The sequence below is a fragment of the Mumia sp. ZJ430 genome, assembly GCF_011751845.1.
Taxonomy (GTDB): domain Bacteria; phylum Actinomycetota; class Actinomycetes; order Propionibacteriales; family Nocardioidaceae; genus Mumia.
This window is the reverse complement of the sequence record NZ_JAAHFK010000004.1, coordinates 182,702-199,559: the sequence shown is the minus strand read 5'-3', so window position 1 is coordinate 199,559 and position 16,858 is coordinate 182,702. Positions and strand designations below refer to the sequence as shown.

At 71.2% G+C, this 16,858-nt stretch carries 13 protein-coding genes; 1 reads left to right on the top strand and 12 read right to left on the bottom strand.

Annotated features, from left to right (window positions below; translation table 11 throughout):
- Window positions 1–11: 11 nt before the first annotated feature.
- The 8 genes from rplU to HCT63_RS17100 all read right to left on the bottom strand — a co-directional run bounded on the left by rplU (window position 12) and on the right by HCT63_RS17100 (window position 9,713).
- Window positions 12–320, bottom strand: a complete 309-nt coding sequence (gene rplU / locus HCT63_RS17135) for a 50S ribosomal protein L21 (protein ID WP_167007710.1) — start codon at window positions 318–320, stop codon at window positions 12–14.
- 154 nt (window positions 321–474) lie between these two features.
- On the bottom strand, window positions 475–3,360 hold the full coding sequence (locus HCT63_RS17130; RefSeq protein WP_167007707.1) for an Rne/Rng family ribonuclease: 2,886 nt from the start codon (window positions 3,358–3,360) through the stop codon (window positions 475–477).
- A gap of 197 nt (window positions 3,361–3,557) precedes the next feature.
- Window positions 3,558–4,331 carry a TIGR03936 family radical SAM-associated protein gene (locus tag HCT63_RS17125; RefSeq protein ID WP_167007704.1) on the bottom strand — a complete coding sequence of 258 codons (774 nt, stop codon included), beginning with the start codon at window positions 4,329–4,331 and terminating at the stop codon, window positions 3,558–3,560.
- 34 nt (window positions 4,332–4,365) lie between these two features.
- Window positions 4,366–5,307 (bottom strand): ABC transporter ATP-binding protein, encoded by a 942-nt coding sequence (locus HCT63_RS17120; protein WP_167007701.1) that lies wholly within the window; start codon window positions 5,305–5,307, stop codon window positions 4,366–4,368.
- A complete protein-coding gene (locus HCT63_RS17115) occupies window positions 5,304–6,308 on the bottom strand; it encodes an ABC transporter ATP-binding protein (RefSeq protein ID WP_167007697.1) in 1,005 nt (334 codons plus the stop codon). The genes HCT63_RS17120 and HCT63_RS17115 overlap by 4 nt, the downstream gene beginning before the upstream one ends.
- Entirely contained in the window at window positions 6,305–7,180 is an 876-nt protein-coding gene (locus HCT63_RS17110) for an ABC transporter permease (protein ID WP_167007694.1), read from the bottom strand. The genes HCT63_RS17115 and HCT63_RS17110 overlap by 4 nt, the downstream gene beginning before the upstream one ends.
- Window positions 7,177–8,169, bottom strand: coding sequence for an ABC transporter permease (locus tag HCT63_RS17105; protein WP_167007691.1), 993 nt, complete (start codon window positions 8,167–8,169; stop codon window positions 7,177–7,179). The genes HCT63_RS17110 and HCT63_RS17105 overlap by 4 nt, the downstream gene beginning before the upstream one ends.
- Before the next feature lie 2 nt (window positions 8,170–8,171).
- Complete coding sequence (locus HCT63_RS17100) at window positions 8,172–9,713, bottom strand: ABC transporter substrate-binding protein (RefSeq protein WP_167007688.1); 1,542 nt, start codon at window positions 9,711–9,713, stop codon at window positions 8,172–8,174.
- A 176-nt stretch (window positions 9,714–9,889) separates the two neighbouring features.
- Here HCT63_RS17100 and HCT63_RS17095 point away from each other — a divergent pair, with 176 nt between their 5' ends.
- A complete protein-coding gene (locus HCT63_RS17095) occupies window positions 9,890–11,113 on the top strand; it encodes an MFS transporter (RefSeq protein ID WP_167007685.1) in 1,224 nt (407 codons plus the stop codon).
- On the opposite strand, the gene HCT63_RS17090 is transcribed toward HCT63_RS17095, so the two are convergent.
- From HCT63_RS17090 to mrdA, 4 genes are all read right to left on the bottom strand, one after another.
- On the bottom strand, window positions 11,058–11,522 hold the full coding sequence (locus HCT63_RS17090) for a GNAT family N-acetyltransferase (protein ID WP_167007682.1): 465 nt from the start codon (window positions 11,520–11,522) through the stop codon (window positions 11,058–11,060). The genes HCT63_RS17095 and HCT63_RS17090 overlap by 56 nt on opposite strands.
- Window positions 11,519–13,471 (bottom strand): TIGR03960 family B12-binding radical SAM protein, encoded by a 1,953-nt coding sequence (locus HCT63_RS17085; RefSeq protein ID WP_167007679.1) that lies wholly within the window; start codon window positions 13,469–13,471, stop codon window positions 11,519–11,521. The genes HCT63_RS17090 and HCT63_RS17085 overlap by 4 nt, the downstream gene beginning before the upstream one ends.
- Window positions 13,472–13,534: 63 nt before the next feature.
- Complete coding sequence (gene rodA / locus HCT63_RS17080; RefSeq protein ID WP_167007676.1) at window positions 13,535–14,743, bottom strand: rod shape-determining protein RodA; 1,209 nt, start codon at window positions 14,741–14,743, stop codon at window positions 13,535–13,537.
- Window positions 14,740–16,857, bottom strand: a complete 2,118-nt coding sequence (gene mrdA / locus HCT63_RS17075; protein WP_167007674.1) for a penicillin-binding protein 2 — start codon at window positions 16,855–16,857, stop codon at window positions 14,740–14,742. The genes rodA and mrdA overlap by 4 nt, the downstream gene beginning before the upstream one ends.
- Between the last annotated feature and the right edge of the window lies 1 nt (window position 16,858).

Here is a 16,858-nt window from a genome sequence, read left to right as displayed (position 1 = left end):
CTACTTTCGCGTCACTTCGAGATGCCGGTGATCTTGACCTGGGTGTAGTGCTGGCGGTGCCCCTGGCGCTTCTTGTAACCGGTCTTGTTCTTGTACTTCTGGATGATGATCTTGGGGCCCTTGGTCGCGCCGATGACCTCGGCGGTCACGGAGACCTTGGCGAGCGAGTCAGCGTCCGAGGTCACCGCGTCGCCGTCGACGAGGAGCACGGCGGGGAGCTCGACCGACTCACCGACCGTGGTCTTGACCTTGTCGATCTCGATGACGTCGCCGACCGCGACCTTCTGCTGCTGGCCGCCACTGCGCACGATCGCGTACACCGCCGACTCACATCCTCACTCGTTGCTGCTCCACTGTCGGAGCTGGGCTGTCCAAAACTTAGGGGTGGTGCCACCGCCAGGCGCTGAGCAACAATGCTGGGCACTCGGCTGGGCACACAGACCGGCACGCACACAGGCGTGCCGATCATCTAGTCTACGGAGTCTCCCCGTCGCCGGTCAAAACGGGGTCGGGTACTCCGCCGTCCAGCGTACCGGGCGATTCCACACCACCCTGCGAGGCGGCCTCCGCAGACTGCTCTGACGGCTGCTCCGCAGACTGGTCAGCGGACCTGTCGGTCCCGCCTGAGCGACGACGACGGCGCTTGCGGGGAGCCGGAGTCTCGCCGTCGGCCGACGACGCCTCCGTCGCGGGGACGTCAGCAACAGGTGCGCTCTCATCGGGCTTCGCCTCGTCGACGGGCGCGTCCTCGGTCGTGGACTCGTCCTTCGACGCGTCCTCGTCCTGAGGCTTGCGGCCCGACCTGCTCTTCGGCTCGCCACCCTTCGCCTGCTTCGGCTGATCGCCGTCGTTGCGCTTGCCACGTCCGCCGCGAGAACGCCTGCTCTCGTCGGCCGACTTCTTGGGCTCGTCCGGGTGGTCGTGGACGATGAGGCCGCGGCCGGCGCAGTGCTCGCAGGGCTCGCTGAACGCCTCGAGGAGCCCCGTACCGATCCGCTTGCGGGTCATCTGAACGAGCCCCAGTGAAGTCACCTCGGCGACCTGGTGGCGCGTACGGTCACGGCCCAGGCACTCGACGAGGCGGCGCAGCACGAGGTCGCGGTTGCTCTCGAGCACCATGTCGATGAAGTCGATGACGATGATGCCGCCGATGTCGCGCAGCCGGAGCTGGCGCACGATCTCCTCGGCCGCCTCCAGGTTGTTCTTGGTGACGGTCTCCTCGAGGTTGCCGCCCGACCCGGTGAACTTGCCGGTGTTGACGTCGACGACGGTCATCGCCTCGGTCCGGTCGATGATGAGCGAGCCGCCTGACGGCAGCCAGACCTTGCGGTCGAGGGCTTTGGCGATCTGCTCGTCGATCCGGTACGCCGAGAAGGCGTCGCCCGACTCCGAGCCCTTCCACGTCTCGACCCGGTCCTTGAGGTCGGGCGCCACGTGGCTGACGTAGCCCTCGATGATCTCCGAGGCGTCGGCCCCGTCGACAACGAGCCGAGCGAAGTCCTCGTTGAAAAGGTCACGGACCACCTTGATGGTGAGGTCCGGCTCTCCGTAGAGCAGCTGCGGAGCGGATCCGGAGCCCGCCTTCTTCTCGATGTCCTTCCAGCGGGCGTCGAGCGCCTCGACGTCACGCGTGAGCTGGTCCTCGGTCGCGCCCTCGGCCGCGGTGCGGATGATCACACCGGCGTCCTCGGGGAGGATGCCCTTGAGCAGCGACTTGAGGCGGTTGCGCTCGGTGTCCGGCAGCTTGCGGGAGATGCCGCTGCTCTGGCCCCCCGGGACGTACACGAGGAAACGGCCCGGCAGGCTGATCTGGCTGGTCAGGCGCGAACCCTTGTGGCCGACCGGGTCCTTCGTCACCTGGACGAGCACGGTCTGCCCGGACTTGAGGACCTCTTCGATCTTGCGGGGCTTGCCGTCACCGAGCTTGCTCCAGTCGACCTCGCCGGCATACAAGACGGCGTTGCGCCCCTTGCCGATGTCGACGAACGCGGCCTCCATCGACGGCAGCACGTTCTGGACGCGCCCGATGTAGACGTTGCCGATCATCGAGTTCTGAGACTCGCGCGACACGTAGTGCTCGACGAGCACGTCGTCCTCGAGGACCGCGATCTGGGTCAGCTCGTCGCGCTGGCGGATCACCATCTCCCGCTTGACCGACTCGCGGCGGGCCAGGAACTCGGCCTCGGACACGATCGGCGTACGGCGGCGGCCGGCCTCGCGGCCCTCGCGGCGGCGCTGCTTCTTGGCCTCGAGCCGCGTCGAACCGGCGACGCTGGTGATCTCGTCCTCGGGGCTGCGGCGCTCGCGGACCCGGACGACGGTGTTCTCGGGGTCGTCGGTGGTGGTGGCGGCGTCGCTGTCCTCCCCGCGACGACGGCGACGGCGACGGCGACGGCTCGACCCGCTGGACGAGTCCGCATCCTCGCCCGCGTCGGCGCCCTCGGTGTCGGCGTCGTCGTCGTCGGAGGGCTCGGCAGACGCCTCGGCGGCATCCTGCTCGCCGTCCTGGGAGTCGTCCTCGTCGTCGGTGTCGACGTCCTCGTCGGTGGTCGGCTTGCGGCGGCGGCGGCCGCCGCGACGACGGCGGCGGCGGGCCGGCGTGGTGCCGTCTCCCTCGTCGCTGTCCTCGTCGCCATCCTCGGCGTCGTCGTCGCTCACGTCAGCGTCGTCACGATCGTCGCGTTCGCTCCGGGTACGGCGGTCGTCGGGACGCTCGGCGTCAACACCCTCGTGGTCGTCGTCCTCGGCCTCGACAGGCTCGGGGCGGCGCTTGCGACGGGGAGGCGTCGTGGGCTCCGGCGCCTGGAACAGTGGCGCGACGAACGCAGCGCGCCGGGTCGGGGCGGAGGCCTCGGCCTCGGGCTCTTCCTCGGGCTCGGCCTCGGGCTCGGCCTCGTCGGTCTCGAGGACCTCGACGACGTCGGCCGGGGTCTCAGCCTCGGCGTCCTCAGCCGCAGGTGCCTGCGCGACAGCCTCCACGTCCGCGGCCTCGGCCGGGATGTGCGTGTCGGTCGTCTCCGCGACGGGGGTGGCGGGGCCCGCGGAGCGGGAGGCCGCCTTCTTGCGCGTCCGGGTGGTCTTGGTGACCGTGGGAGCGGCAGGGGTGGAATCGGCGGTGTCGGCCTGCTCGGTCGGCTCGTCGGCCTTCGTGACCTTCGCGGCCGCCTTGCGCGTGCGGGTGGCGCGCGCCGGCTTGGCTGGCTCGCGGGCCTCGGAGAAGACTGCGGCCGTCGGTGGGCCGGCTGGGCGTGAGGCCGCGCGACGGCGGCGGGTCGTGACCGTCGCGCCCGAGTCAGAGGCGTTGTCGGGGTGGGACTCGGCGTCCGCGGAGGGTGCCGAGGGATTCTGCTCGTCGAGCATGGTTCGCTCCTTCGGCCTCGCGGCCGCCGAAGCAGGTCGCGAGGCGATGTCGTCGCCGCGTGCAACCGGTGGTCGCACAGCGGACGCAAGCCTGCGGTCGGCCCGGGTGACCGGGCTTCGACGACGCCCTCCGTTGTTGTCGGCCTGTCACTGGCGCCCCGTCCGCCGCCGCGGTCGCCGCCGCAGGCGTCTTGCGCCTACGACGCGTCGCGGTCGGGCGCGAACGGATCGCCGACCGTGCCGGCCTGCGCATCAAGAGGACCTTGCACCAGCCGGGTGGCCACAGGGGCTGCCGACAGCGCAAGACCCGCGATGGCGCGGAGCCCGGCGAGAACATCGTCGGGTCGTACGGACGGGGTGCCGTGACGTACGACCAGGTCCAGTATCGCACACGGCGCCTGAACGTCGGGTGACATCCGGCACTCCAGGCGAACGACGGCGCTCCGGCTGTCGAAGGTGCGCAGCCCCTTCTTGGTCATCCGCTCGACCGGGACCTCGTCGGCCGCGAGGAACGCGGCCACGGCGCGCTGCGCCTCGTCAGGCGCCACACCGGGCAGCTCGAGGCGCCACTGGCTGGCCTCGAGCCGGTCCGCGAACGACCCGCTCCCCTCCTTGACGGCGACCACCTCGAGGATGTCGAGACCGGGCGGAAGAGCGGTGTCGAGCACCCCGGCGACCTTTTCGGGGTCGAGCGGGCGGATCACGCCGATCTCGAGGTACTCGGCCTCACTGGCGGCCCCTGTCGGGGACGCGCCGGCGTACGAGATCTTGGGGTGCGGGGTGAATCCGGACGAGTGTGCGATCGGGACCCCCGCACGGCGTACGGCCCGCTCGAAGGCCCGGCCGAAGTCCCGGTGGCTGGTGAAGCGCAGCCGCCCCCGCTTCGCGTACCGGATCCGCAGCTTCTGAACGGTCGGGAGCTGCGGGTTGGGCGCCTCGGGGTTGGCCGGGGTGCGGTCGGGACTCGTCACGGTGCGAGCGTAACCGAGGCCCCCTGTCCGCCGGTCAGGTGCCGGACGCGTGGTGGCACCGTACGAGGACACCCTCGAGGTCACGCGGCGCGGGAGCCTCCTCGTGGCACACCGACGTCGCCGACACGCAGCGGGCAGCGAAGGCACACCCCGTACGACGGGCAGTCGGGCTCGGCGGGTCGCCGAGGATCGGGGGCCGCGAGACCCGCTCCCCCGGCGTGAAGGCGGGCACGGAGGTGATCAGCATCTGGGTGTACGGATGCCGAGGCTGTGTGACGAGCTCGTCAGCGGGGCCCTCCTCGACGATCTGGCCGAGGTACATGACCCCGATACGGTCCGCCACGCTGCTCACCACGGCGAGGTCGTGCGCGATCAGCAGGTAGGCGAGCCCGTTCAAGGCCTGCAGATCGGCCAAGAGGTTGAGGACCTGGGCCTGGACGGAGACGTCGAGCGACGCGACCGGCTCGTCGAGCACGAGAAGGCGTGGGTCGAGCGCGAGCGCCCGCGCGATCACGACCCGCTGGCGCTGGCCGCCGCTGAGCTCGCGGGGGTAGCGGCCGCCCATCGACCGGTCGAGGCCGACGGAGTCGAGCAGCTCGGCGACCGAGCGCGAGCCGGTACGGCCACGGATCCGCAGCGGCTCCTCGATCGCCTCGGCCACACGCAGACGCGGCGACAGCGCCGCAGCGGGATCCTGGAACACGACCTGTGTGTGGTCGCGGACGCTCCGCAGGGCGCGGCGGCTCATCCCCGACACCGGCTGCCCCGACCAGAACACCTCACCGGAGTCACGTGCGGTGAGCATGGCGGCCATCCGGGCGAGCGTCGACTTGCCGCACCCGCTCTCGCCCACGAGGGCGTACGTCTCCCCGGCGCCGATGCTGAGGCTCACCCCGTCGACCGCGGTCAGACGAGCACCGCCACCCGGGACGTCGTACCCCTTGGCGAGGGTGGAGAGCTCAAGGACGGGACTCATACGGCGCTCTCCTGGGTCTCAGCGGAGCCATCGGGGGCTCCGTCGCTCGGGAGCCGCCAGCAGCGCGCCCAGCCGTCGTTGCCGCGGTGGACCGGGGGCTCCTCGCCGCACGCGTCGTCGGCGCTCGGGCACCGCGCCTCGAACGCGCATCCGAGCGGCCACGCACCCGGGAGCGGCGGCCGCCCGGGCATGGCGCTGAGCCTGCGACGGCCGGGTGCGACGACGGGGCGACTGGCGAGCAGACCGCGGGTATAGGGGTGCTGGGGCGCTGCGAACACCGACGCGACCGGGCCCTCCTCGACGATCTGCCCGGCATACATCACCGCCACACGGTCGGCGGCCTCCGCGACGACGCCCAGGTCGTGAGTCACCAGGAGCGTGGCGCGGCCCTCGTCGCGCGTCGCTGCTCGGATCACGTCGAGCACCTGCGCCTGGACGGTCACGTCGAGCGCGGTCGTCGGCTCGTCGGCGACGAGCACCGCCGGGTCGTTGGCGAGCGCCATCGCGATCGCGACGCGTTGGCGCAGGCCGCCCGACAGCTCGTGGGGGTAGGCCCTGGCGCGCTGCTCGGGAGCCGGGACGCCGACGTGAGCGAGGAGCGAGACCACCCGCTCGCGGTGCGCGCGACGCCTGCCTCCGCGGTGGAGCACGAGCGCCTCCGCGATCTGGTCGCCGATGCGCTGGAGCGGGTTGAGCGAGCTCAGCGGGTCCTGGAAGACGGTGCCGACCACGCCGCCTCGGACGCGGCGCATCGTGGCCTCGTCTGCGCCAACCAGCTCCGTGCCCTGCGCACGGACGGACCCGCGGGTGATCCGGACACCACGGCCGGCGAGCCCCAGCGCGGACATGCATGTGACGGTCTTGCCCGAGCCCGACTCGCCGACCAGGCCCACGACCGTCCCCGGCTCGACAGCCAGGTCGACGCCTCTGACCAGGACGAGCGGATCGTCTGCGGGGCCGGCCTCGACCCACAGGTCCTCGATCTCCAGCGCCGGCGTCATGGGGCCACCCTCGTGTCGAGCGAAGCGGACGGGTCGAGGACGCCGGCACCGGCCTGCCAGCGCCTGCGCAGGCCCGTGCCGAGCGCGTTGGCGCACATGACCGTAACCACGATCATCAGGGCAGGCCAGGCGACGATCCACCACGCCGTCTCGAGGTAGGGGGTGCCGTCGGAGACGATGTTGCCCCAGGACGGGGTCGGCGGCTTCACACCGAGCCCCAAGAACGACAGCGCGCCTTCGATGACGACCAGCGCGCCAACCGTGAAGGACCAGACGACGAGATTGGCGGGGAGCACCTGCGGCAGGATGTGGCGCCGTACGAGATAGAGGTCGCTCGCGCCCGCACCTGCCGCGGCGACGACGTAGTCCTCGCCGCGGACCCGCTGGACGATCGTCCGAGTCACCCGGGTGGGGAGCACCCAGCCGCCGAGCGTCAGCAGCGCGACGAGGACGGGGATGTCCGAGCCCACGACGGCGACGGCGGCCAGGGCGATCACGAGGAACGGGAAGGCGAGCCAGACGTCGGCGACCGTCATGATCGCCCGGTCCCACCAGCCGCCCCAGTAGCCCGCCACGAGCCCGAGCAGCAGGCCGATGACGACCGCCCCGGTCGCGGCGCCGAACCCGACCTGGAGCGACACACGTCCGCCCTCCAGGGTGCGGGTGAGCATGTCGCGGCCGAAGGCGTCCGTGCCGAGCGGCTTGCCGTCGACGGCCCCGGAGAGCCAGGCGGGTGGCGCGAGCCGCTCACCGAGCGCCTGCTGGGCACCGTCGGGTCCGAGCAGCGTCGGGCCCGCGAAGCACGCGAGCACGATGAGGGCGAGGACCACCAGCGGGGCCCACACGCGAAGGTCGGGACGGCGGCGTCTCATGTGCGGGCCCTCGCGGTGCGCGGGTCGAGCATCGTGAGCAGCGCGTCGCCGAGGATGTTGACGGTCACGACGAACACTCCGATCACGAAGACGGTGGCTTGGACGAGCGGGTAGTCGCGGGCGAAGATCGCGTCCACGAGCTCCTTGCCGATGCCGTCGTAGGCGAACAGGACCTCCACGACGACGGCTCCGGAGATCAGGTAGGACATCTCGACGACGAGCGCCGCGGCGACCGCAGGGAACGCGTTGGGCAGGGCGTGCCGCCAGAGGACCCGGCGCGACGACGCGCCCTTGGCCGAGGCGGTACGGAGGAAGTCCTGGTCCTCCACCTGCTCCAGCTCCGCGGCCACCATGCGGGCTGTCCGCGCGACGGCGAACGCGGCGAGCGCGAGCGTCGGCATCACCAGCGTGGCAGGCGTGCCGCTGCCGAACGCGGGGAGCCACCCGAGCCGGACCGCCAGCAGGTAGATGAGCAGGACACCGAGGACGAAGGTCGGGACCGCCTGCGCCAGCGTCATCCACGATCCGATCACCGCACGCGTCGCACGGCCCCCGCGGTCGAGGAGCACGCCACAGGGGATGCCGATGACGACCGACGTGACCATCGTCGTCACGAGCAGGAGGAGCGTCGCAGGAAGGGCGTCCAGCGCCGTGCCGAGCGCGGACTCTCCCGTGAACACCGAGGTGCCGAAGTCGAGCCGGACCGCGTCGCCGAGGAACGCCACGTACTGGGCCGGGAGAGGGCGATCGAGCCCCAGACCCGCCCGTACGGCCTCCAGCTGCTCGGGCGTCGCGGACGGCCCGGCGAGCACTCCGGCAGGGTCGCCACTGAGCCGTACGAGGAAGAAGAGCAGCGTCAGCAGGCCGAGGAGCGTGAGGACGAGCCGGGCGGCGGCGCCACCCGCACGCCGTACGTGGCGCCGGCGACGGGTGCCAGGCGCCCGGGGCGGGGCGACGACGACCGCAGTCGCCGCCCCGTCGCCGGTCACGCTCACTCGGTGACGACGATCGCCTCGGCGCGGATCAGGCTGTCGCCGGACAGCGGGAGGTCCGAGATCCGCGGGGCCGTCGTGTAGACGTTGTCGGTCCAGGCGAGGAAGAGGACACCGGCTTCCTCGTTGAGGATCTTCGCCATCTCCTTGATGTCGGCCTCGCGTGCCTTCTCGTCGAGCTGGCCCGCCTGCTGGACGAACAGCTTCTGGTAGTCGTTCACCGGGATGTGGGCCTGCTGCCCCGGCGCCGTGGGTCCGAAGCGGCTCACCGACGAGATGTCGCGCAGGTCGTAGTAGTCGGTCTGCCAGTAGAGCAGCGGGTACTCGCTCTTCTGGAGGAGCGTCGGGATGAACGCCGAGAGGTCCTGGATCACGACCTCGCTCTTGAACCCGGCCGCGTTGAGGTAGCCAGCGACGGCCTCGGCCTGCGCCTTGAACATCGCGGTCGTCGCGATCGGCAGCTCCAGGCCCTCAGCGCCGGCCTCGGAGAGCAGCGACTTCACCCGATCGAGGTCGAAGTCGTACGAGGGCAGCGACGGGTCGTACCCGAGGTAGCCCTCCTGCAGGAGCTGGCTGCCGTTCGGGGTGCCGAAGCCACCGAGCGCTGCCTCGACGAACTCCTCGCGGTTGACCGCCAGGTTGATGGCCTCGCGAACGCGCGGATCCTCGAGCGCCGGCTCGACGTCGGCGATGAGGCTGGTGATCGCCGAGGATCCTGCTGGCTCGTTGACGTTGGAGAAGCCGTTCGTCTCCAGCTGCTTGGCGACGTCGGCGGGCAGGCCGAACGCCACGTCCACGTCGCCGGTCCGCAGCGCGCTGGCGAGCGTGGTCGGGTTGGGGATCGCCTTGATCGTGACCTTCTCCACCGCCTCGCTCGCGCGCCAGGAGTCGGCGTTGCGGGTGAGCTCGATCGTTGTGCCCGCCTCGTAGTCCGAGACCTCGAACGGTCCCGTGCCCGCCGGGCGGTCATCGCCGAACGTCGCGGGGTCGACGATGTCGAGCAGCGTCATCCGGTTAAGGAGGATCGCGTCGGGAGCGGCGGTGACGACCCGTACGACGTCGGGAGAGACCGCCTTCGCCTCCTTCACCGTCGCGATGCGCCCGGCCACCGTCGCGTACGCAGGGTCGCCCGAGAGCACGCGCTCGACGTTCGCCGCGACGGCGGCCGCGTCGAGCGGGGCTCCGCTGCTGAAGGTCACCCCCTCGCGGAGGGTGAAGTCGATCGCTGTGTCGTCGACGCGCTTCCACTCGGTGGCGAGGCTCGGTTGGAGCGTGCCCTCCGCGTCGAACGTCACGAGCTGGTCGAAGACCTGCTTGGTGTACGTCCGCCCGACCGACGAGAGTGCGGCGGCAGGATCGAGGCTGTTGCTGATCGCCGAGCTTCCGAGGGTGACGTGGGCGTCGTCGACGGTGTCGCCGCTCGCTGATCCGCCTCCTCCCCCACCGCAGGCCGAGAGGGTGAGGGTCACGAAGGTCGCACCGAGCACCGCGGCGCGCACGCGCCTGCGGAGGTCGAGGTCGGCCCCGGGGAACACGCGCATGCAGGTACCACCGATCCGTCACGGAGCCGCCACGACCTGAAGGCGCGAGGCGGCTAATCTATACGATATCGGGACGCTAGCGAGCCGCCTCGGTTCCGGTCAAGGGGCCGGGTGGACCTGGAACCGTCACGGAACCCGCAGGGGGTCGACCGTCACGTGCGTGAAACATTGGCCGGGTGACGTCCCCCATCCTCGAGTCCGCCGGCAAGCGCGCGTTCGTCCTCGTCTGCCTCATCCTGCTCGCGCTGAACCTGCGCGCCTCCGTCGGAAGCGTCGGGGTCGTCCTGTCGCCCGTCCGCGAGGACCTCGGGATGTCCGCGACCGCGGCCGGGCTGCTCACGACGCTGCCGGTGCTGTGCTTCGCGGTGGTCGGGTCGCTCGCCAACACGATCGTGCGGGCGATCGGCCTGCACACCACGGCCGCCGCGTCGATGGCCGTCGTCGCCCTGGGGCTCGGGGTGCGCGCCTTCGTCGACGACGCCACGGTGTTCCTGGTCGCCTCGGCGGTTTCCCTCGCCGGGTGTGCGATCGGCAACGTCATCCTTCCGCCGCTGGTGAAGGTCCACTTCCCCGATCGGATCGCGCTCGTGTCGTCGATCGGCGGCGCCGCGATCGTCGGAGGCGCGACGCTCTCCGCTGCCCTCACGGTGCCGATCTCCGAGGCCGCCGGAGACTGGCGATGGGGCCTGTTCACGTGGTCGCTGCTCGCGGTCGTCACGCTGCTGCCGTGGCTGCGGCTGCTCGGGCACGACGTCCGTACGACCGGCGCCGCGACACCCATCGGGGTCAGCCGACTGGCCCGGGCGCCCCTCGCCTGGGTGATGGCCGTGTGCTTCGGCGCCCAGGCCGCGCAGGCGTACGCACAGTTCGGATGGTTCCCCGCGATCCTCGAGGACGCCGGCCTCAGCGACGGCTACGCCGGCAGCATGCTCGCGATCGTGACCGGCGTCGGGATCCCCGCCGCGCTCCTCCTGCCGCTGCTGATCGCCCGTACCGGCGACCGAGCCTGGCTGCCGTGGGGCTTCGCCGTGGTCACCGTGGCCGGATGGCTCGGGCTGCTGTGGTGGCCGACGCAGGCGCCGTGGCTGTGGGCGCTCCTGCTCGGCTTCGGCGGGGCGGCGTTCCCGTGGGTGCTGACGATGATCGCCAAGCGCTCACGCACCCACGAGGGCACGGTGGCGCTGTCCGGGTTCGTGCAGGGGCTCGGTTACCTGATCGCGGCGCTCGGCCCGTTCGGCACCGGCGTCCTGCACGACGCGACCGGCGGCTGGGGCGCGCCGATCGCGATGCTCGTCGTGCTCGCGACTCTCATCGGCGTGCTCGGCACATACCTCGTCCGCCCGATCATGCTCGAGGACCAGCTCCCCGAGGGCGGAGCAGCAGGTCGTGGCCCCCGGTGAAGCCGACCCGCTCGTAGAGCGACACCGACCGTGCGGTCGGACTGAGGACCAGGCGCACCAGGCCCGTCTCGTCCGCGTAGTCGGTCACCGCAGCCATCAGGTCTCCCCCGATGCCCGAGTCGCGGTGCTCCGGCACGACGTACACGTTGGCGACGTAGCCCCACCGGCTCACCGGCACACCCGGTCGCGGCATCCGCTCGAACAGCATCACGTTGAGCATCCCGACCGGCGCGTCGTCGATCTGCGCGAGCCATGCGACCCGCTGTCCCGACTCGCGCGCGAACCACGCGTCGAAACGCTCGGCGAACGTCGGGTCATCGACCGGGCCGCGCTGCTCCTGCGTCCACCGGACACGCAGGTCCGCGAGCGCTGAGGCGTCGGCGGCCGTCGCCTGACGGACCCGCGTCACACGACGCTGAGCGGCAGCAGCTGCCGACCCGTGGGGCCGATCTGGATCTCGGAATCCATCTGCGGGCAGACGCCGCAGTCGAAGCACGGCGTCCAGCGGCAGTCCTCGACCTCCAGCGCACCGTCGGGGTCGATCGCGTCCTGCCAGTCCTCCCAGAGCCAGTCGCGGTCGAGCCCGGAGTCGAGGTGGTCCCACGGGAGCACCTCGGCGTACTCGCGCTCGCGCGTCGTGTACCAGTCGAGGTCGACCGGCTCGCCGGCCAGCGCCTCGGCGGTGCAGCGCTCCCAGCGGTCGTACGAGAAGTGCTCGCTCCAGCCGTCGAAACGGCCGCCGTCGCGCCAGACCGCCTCGATGACGCGCCCCACGCGCCGGTCGCCGCGCGAGAGCAGGCCTTCGATCGTGCCGGGCTTGCCGTCGTGGTAGCGGAAACCGATCGCACGCCCGAAGCGCTTGTCGGACTGCACCGAGGAGCGCAGCTTGCGCAGGCGGTCGTCGGTGGTCTCGTGGTCGAGCTGCGCCGCCCACTGGAACGGCGTGTGCGGCTTGGGCACGAACCCGCCGATCGACACCGTGCACCGGATGTCCTTGCGGCCCGACACCTCACGCCCGGTCTCGATGACCTTCTTGGCGAGCTCGCCGATCTGCATGACGTCCTCGTCGGTCTCCGTCGGGAGCCCGCACATGAAGTAGAGCTTCACCTGACGCCAGCCGTGGGAGTACGCGGCGGCGACCGTACGGATCAGGTCCTCCTCGGTGACCATCTTGTTGATCACCTTGCGGAGACGCTCCGAGCCGCCCTCGGGCGCGAACGTCAGGCCCGAGCGGCGCCCGTTGCGGCTGAACTCGTTGGCGAGCGTGATGTTGAAGGCGTCGACACGGGTGCTCGGCAGCGACAGCGACGTGTTGGAGCCCTCGTACCGGTCGCCGAGCTGCTTGGCGACCTCGCCGATCTCGGTGTGGTCGGCGCTGGACAGCGAGAGCAAGCCGACCTCCTCGAAGCCTGACTTCTTCAGCCCGTTGTCGACCATCTCACCGATCGTCTGCAGGCTGCGCTCGCGCACCGGACGCGTGATCATGCCGGCCTGGCAGAACCGGCAGCCGCGGGTGCAGCCGCGGAAGATCTCGACGGAGTAGCGCTCGTGGACGGTCTCGGCGAGCGGGACCAGCGGGTTCTTGGGGTACGGCCACTGGTCGAGGTCCATCAGCGTGTGCTTGGTGACCCGCCACGGGACGCCCGGCCGGTTGGGCGCGACGCGCTGGATGCGGCCGTCGGGGAGGTAGGTGACGTCGTAGAACTTCGGCACGTAGACACTGCCGGAGCGGGCGAGGCGCATGAGGACCTCGTCGCGGCCGCCGGGCTTTCCCTCGGCCTTCCACTCGCGGACGACGTCGCTGATCTTGAGGACGATCTCCTCGCCGTCGCCGAGCACGGCGGCATCGACGAAGTCCGCGATCGGCTCCGGGTTGAACGCCGCGTGCCCGCCGGCGAGGACGATCGGGTCGTCGTCGGTGCGGTCGACGGCACGCAGCGGGATGCCCGCAAGATCGAGGGCGGTGAGCATGTTGGTGTAGCCGAGCTCGGTCGAGAACGAGATGCCGAACAGGTCGAACGCGCGCACCGGGCGGTGGGTGTCGACCGTGAACTGCGGGATCGCGTGCTCTCGCATGAGGGCTTCCATGTCAGGGAAGACCGCGTACGTGCGCTCGGCAAGGAGCCAGTCACGCTCGTTGAGGACCTCGTACAGGATCTGGACACCCTGGTTGGGCAGGCCGACCTCGTAGGCGTCGGGGTACATCAGGGCCCAGCGCACGTCAATAGAGCTCCACTCCTTGATGACGGAGTTCAGCTCACCGCCGACGTACTGGATCGGCTTGCTGATCGTCGGGAGGAGCGGCTCGAGCCGGTCGAAGACCGACGCGACGCTGGTGTCGAGGTGCTGCACGGGCATGCTCCCCAGGGTAACGAGCGTGCCCCCAAGGACCGAATCCGTCGCCACCCCCGTGGCAAACCGTCAGCGGGAGCGGGCAGAGCGGGAGCGTACGACCACGGCGGGCGTCGCGCTGCGGCGACCGATCGCGACCAGCAGTCCGACTGCCATCGCGGAGGCGAACATCGCCGTCCCCCCGTACGAGACGAATGGCAGCGGCACCCCCGTCACCGGCATGATCCCGAGCGACATCCCGATGTTCTGGAACGCCTGGAACCCGAACCAGCACGCGATCCCGGCGGCGGCGAGCCGGTCGAACAGGTCGTCGGCGCGCTGAGCGATCCGCAGGCACCGCCAGACGAGCACGCCCAGGAGCACGACGACGAGTCCGGCGCCCAGCAGCCCGAGCTCCTCCCCCGCCACCGTGAACACGAAGTCGGTGTGCTGCTCGGGCACGAAGCCCGCCTGCGTCTGGGTGCCGTCGAAGAGCCCCTGACCCCAGATGCCGCCGTTGCCAATCGCGATCCGCGCCTGGACGGTGTTGTATCCGGCGCCGCGCGGATCGAGGTCGGGGTTGGTGAACGCCTCGAAACGCAGGACCTGGTAGTCCTCGATCAGCCCGGTCGCGACCGCCAGCACGATCGCGCCGATGCCGACGGCGACCAGCCCGACCAGCCACCCGAGCCGAACCCCCGCGACCGCCAGCACGCCCAGCACGATCGCGACCATCACCATCAACGTCCCGAGGTCGGGCTGCGCAAGGATCAGCACGGCGGGCACCGCGGCGCAGACGAGCGCGAGCAGGACATCGGACGAGCGGACGACGCGGCGCATCGCCCCTTCTGTCCGCTCGGCGAACAGCAGCGCCATCACGAGCACCACGCCGAGCTTCGCGAGCTCGGCCGGCTGCAACGACAGCCCCCCGACCTGGAGCCACGAGCGCGACCCGTTGACGACCGCACCTACCCCCGGGACGAACACCAGCACCAACCCGAGGACCGCTGCTCCGTACACGACCGGCGCCCACAGTCGGATCCAGCGCCGGTCAGTCGCCGCCATCACGGCACCGAGCCCCAGGGCGATGAGGACGTTGGTGCCCTGCTTGACGAGGTACGCCGTCGGGTCGCCGCCGGTGAGATCGTCGCGCGACGCGGTCGCCGACCACACCAGCAGCATCCCGATCAGGCCGAGCGCGAGCGCCGAGCCGACCAGCGGCAGATCGACGTCTCCCCACCACCGCCGCGCCGGCGCACCCGGTGGACGTGCCGGACGTACGGTGCCTCGCGTGCTCATCGGCCGTCGCCCTTCGTGGCGGTACGGGGCGCGAGCACCCGGCCGTCAACAGCGACGCGCGGCAGACCCTTCGGCGGACGGGCCTTCGGCATCAGCGCCTCATCTCGGCGGACCTTGCCGTCCTTCACCCCGTACAGGCCCTCCCAGATCGCGCGCACCGCGTCGCCCGACGATCCGGAGCCGGTGCCGGCCTGCTCCATCATCATCACGACGACGTAGTTCTCGTCGTACGAGGCGACCCAGCCGGTCGTCTGGCGTCCGGTGACCTCGGCAGTGCCGGTCTTGGACCGGATCTTCACCTCGCCGAGCGGGAAGCCGCCCATCTTCCACGCCATCGTGCCGCTCTTGGCGGTGTCGAGGAGCGCGCGGTCGATGTAGCGCAGGTGGGACTTCGAGACGGGGACACGCCCGGCCTTCTTCGGCGCGATCTCGCGCACCACGCGGCCGTCGGCGTCGAGGACGGCTTTGGCCGCGCGCGGCTCGTAGAGCGTCCCCCCGTTGGACAGCGCCCCGTACGCGACGGCGAGCTGGAGCGGGGTCACGAGCGTCTCGCCCTGCCCGATCGAGAAGTTGACCGCATCCCCGGCCCGGTAGACGTACCCGTCGGCGCAGAACTCGCGGGCGAACAGCCGAAGGTAGGCGCTGTCGACCTTCTCCGGCTTCTCGGCGATCTTGCAGTAGCGGTCCTTGTTGGCGTCCCAATAGTCCTGCCGCCACGGGCGGTCGCCGAGCCGCCCGGCTGCTTCGCCCGGCACGTCGAAGCCGGTGCGCGCACCGAACCCGAAGGCCCGCGCCATCTCGACCAGCGGGTCGTGCACGCCCTCGTCGGCGTCGGCCCCGCCCTGGTCCATCCAGGCGGCGTACGCGATCCGGTAGAAGAAGGTGTCGCACGAGACCGAGAGCGCCTGGTCGAACCCGATCGAGCCGTACGAGGCCGACTCGTAGTTCTTGAACCACCGGGTGCCGACCTGCAGCCCTGACGAGCAGTCCAGGCGCGAGCCGGTGTCCCAACGGTCCTCCAGCGCGCCCGCGGCGACAAAGGGCTTCCAGGTCGAGCCCGGGGCGAGCTGCGCCTGGGTCGCCCGCGAGAGGAGCGGGGTGCCGGAGCCGTCGTCGTACAGCTCCTTGAGCTTGCGGTCGGAGATCCCGTCGACCCACACCTCGGGGTCGTACGTGGGGTTGCTGGCCGCGGCGATCACGCGTCCGTCGTTCGGGTCGAGCACGACGACGGCACCCGCCGTGGCCTCGTAGTCGCGACCGGTCACGTCGTCGTGAGTCGTGCGGGCCTTCTTGATCGCCTTCTCGAGCTGGGACTCGGCCAACGCCTGCACCCGCGCGTCGATGCTCGTCACGAGCGTCTTGCCGGCCTCGGGGTCGACGGCCGCGCCCTCAGCGATCACGCGCCCACGGGAGTCGACCGCCTTGCCGGTAGTGCCCGGCACGCCGCGCAGGTCCGCGTCGTACCCCCGCTCGATCCCGGCACGGCCGACCATCGAGGCGGCGCTGCGCGTGTCGTCGTCGGACTCGCGCGCCGCGGCGTACTCGTCGGCGGTGATCGGGCTGACGTACCCGAGGAGCTGGGCGGCGTTGACGCCCTCCGGCGACGGGTAGGCACGGACGTAGCGCTGCTGCGCCGCCACCGCGGGGAACTCCTCCGCCCGCTCCGAGATCGTCAGGGCGACGTCGCGCGGCACGTCCTGGGCGACCGGCACGGGCTCGTACGGGGAGCCGTTCCAGCAGGCGGGCGGCTCGGGAGCACCCTCCTCGCCGCACAGCTTGATGCGGTCGAGCAGCGCGTCGTACTTCAGGTCGACGAGGCTCGCGAGGCGCCCGAGCACATCGGCCTGCTCGTCGGCGTCGAGGCGGGTCAGGCGCGAGCGGTCGACGGTGACGACCCACGTGGAGCGGTTGGTGACCAGCGGCCGCCCCATTGCATCGACGACGAGCCCGCGCTGGGGCTGGACCACGACCTGGCGGGTGGCGTTGCTCGCCGCGCGCGCCTGGTACTCCTCGCCGCCGACCACCTGGACGTACCAGAGCCGTGCGACGAGCGTCGCGAACAGCGCCACGACGAGCACCTGCACGACGACGAGCCGGGCATGACCGCGCCTCACG